Source organism: Exiguobacterium sp. s26 (genome assembly GCF_018618235.1).
GTDB classification, from domain to species: domain Bacteria; phylum Bacillota; class Bacilli; order Exiguobacteriales; family Exiguobacteriaceae; genus Exiguobacterium; species Exiguobacterium chiriqhucha.
Genome location: NZ_JACSLS010000029.1, coordinates 1 through 1189 on the forward strand (window position 1 = coordinate 1; position 1189 = coordinate 1189).

Annotated in this window: 10 tRNA genes and 1 rRNA gene; all 11 read left to right on the forward strand. The window is 46.9% G+C overall.

Annotated features, from left to right (window positions below):
- Positions 1 to 89: ribosomal RNA gene (gene rrf / locus KNP82_RS15385) — 5S ribosomal RNA — on the forward strand; the annotation flags it as partial.
- An 83-nt stretch (positions 90 to 172) separates the two neighbouring features.
- Positions 173 to 248: transfer RNA gene (locus KNP82_RS15390), tRNA-Asp, on the forward strand.
- A 24-nt stretch (positions 249 to 272) separates the two neighbouring features.
- A tRNA-Phe gene (locus tag KNP82_RS15395) sits at positions 273 to 348 on the forward strand.
- A gap of 8 nt (positions 349 to 356) precedes the next feature.
- Positions 357 to 432: transfer RNA gene (locus tag KNP82_RS15400), tRNA-Thr, on the forward strand.
- Positions 433 to 443: 11 nt separating this feature from the next.
- Positions 444 to 519, forward strand: a tRNA-His gene (locus KNP82_RS15405).
- Between the two features lie 16 nt (positions 520 to 535).
- Positions 536 to 611, forward strand: a tRNA-Lys gene (locus tag KNP82_RS15410).
- Positions 612 to 646: 35 nt separating this feature from the next.
- A tRNA-Leu gene (locus tag KNP82_RS15415) sits at positions 647 to 727 on the forward strand.
- Positions 728 to 748: 21 nt separating this feature from the next.
- A tRNA-Gly gene (locus tag KNP82_RS15420) sits at positions 749 to 823 on the forward strand.
- A gap of 7 nt (positions 824 to 830) precedes the next feature.
- A tRNA-Leu gene (locus KNP82_RS15425) sits at positions 831 to 915 on the forward strand.
- A gap of 5 nt (positions 916 to 920) precedes the next feature.
- Positions 921 to 997 (forward strand) — tRNA-Arg (locus tag KNP82_RS15430).
- 7 nt (positions 998 to 1004) lie between these two features.
- A tRNA-Pro gene (locus KNP82_RS15435) sits at positions 1005 to 1081 on the forward strand.
- Positions 1082 to 1189 lie beyond the last annotated feature (108 nt).

Below are 1189 nucleotides of genomic sequence, written 5' to 3' on the forward strand. Positions count from 1 at the left end.
CCCGTTCCCATGCCGAACACGGAAGTTAAGCGCTTCAGCGCCGAAAGTAGTTGGGGGTCTCCCCCTGTGAGGATAGGACGCTGCCAGGCTGTTTATTTTTTTGAAAAAATTATTGACTTTCTTCTTGAGGAGACTTAAAATAGGTAAAGTCGATACAGTAATTATTTAAAACGGTCCCGTGGTGTAGTGGTTAACATGTCTGCCTGTCACGCAGAAGATCGCGGGTTCGAATCCCGTCGGGACCGCCATTTTTTTATTTAATTTAATAAGTTGGCTTTGTAGCTCAGTTGGTAGAGCAAAGGACTGAAAATCCTTGTGTCGGCGGTTCGATTCCGTCCAAAGCCACCATTTACAGCGCCGGTGTAGCTCAGTTGGTAGAGCATCTGACTTGTAATCAGAGGGTCGAGGGTTCGAATCCTTTCGCCGGCACCATTTTTCTCATGGCGGTTGTGGCGAAGTGGTTAACGCACCGGATTGTGATTCCGGCATTCGAGGGTTCAATTCCCTTCAGCCGCCCCATTTTTTAAAAATTAATGAGCCATTAGCTCAGTTGGTAGAGCATCTGACTTTTAATCAGAGGGTCGCAGGTTCGAGCCCTGCATGGCTCACCATTTCTCATTAATTTCTATACTTAAATATTTTATATGCGGGTGTGGCGGAATTGGTAGACGCGCTAGACTTAGGATCTAGTGTCTTTGACGTGGGGGTTCGAGTCCCTTCACCCGCATCTCTAATCTAATTTTATATTGCGGAAGTAGTTCAGTGGTAGAATACGACCTTGCCAAGGTCGGGGTCGCGGGTTCGAATCCCGTCTTCCGCTCCAATTATATGCGGTCGTGGCGGAATCGGTAGACGCGCTAGGTTGAGGGCCTAGTGGTGGTTAACACCGTGGAGGTTCAAGTCCTCTCGACCGCATTAATGCACCCTTAGCTCAGCTGGATAGAGCGTTAGACTACGAATCTAAAGGCCGGGAGTTCGAATCTCTCAGGGTGCACCATTTATAACGGGAAGTAGCTCAGCTTGGTAGAGCACTTGGTTTGGGACCAAGGGGTCGCAGGTTCGAATCCTGTCTTCCCGACCATTTCTTAATTCAATTTGGTCTTTGAAAACTGAACGATGAGGCAAAAAAAGTTTTACAATTTTTGAATGAAGCGCAAGCTTCGTCATTTTTAAAGAGCTATATCAAATT